General features: G+C 66.2%; 1 protein-coding gene. It reads left to right on the top strand.

The window, feature by feature from the left end; all coding sequences use genetic code 11:
* Window positions 1-49: 49 nt before the first annotated feature.
* Window positions 50-231, top strand: a 182-nt coding sequence (locus tag KVT44_RS57385) for a hypothetical protein (RefSeq protein WP_217577249.1), incomplete at its 3' end; no start/stop codon positions are given.

Here is a 231-nt window from a genome sequence, read left to right as displayed (position 1 = left end):
CGCCGTCCTGTACCTTCTCGCCCGGGAAGTCTAGAACGGGATTGACCAGGTGGACCAAACCGCCGGCGGACAATTTGGGGCCCCAGACGAACACGCGGAACCCGACACCGAGCTGGGGCGCGGCAAGCCCGGCGCCCCCGCTGTCCCACAGCGTCTAGCGCAGGTCGCCAACCAATCTGCGCAACTCACCGTCGAAGTCGATAACCAGCTTGGCGGACACCCGCAGAACCG

Source organism: Streptomyces sp. GbtcB7, assembly GCF_019091445.1.
GTDB classification, from domain to species: domain Bacteria; phylum Actinomycetota; class Actinomycetes; order Streptomycetales; family Streptomycetaceae; genus Streptomyces; species Streptomyces mirabilis.
This window is presented reverse-complemented; position numbering and strand designations above follow the sequence as displayed.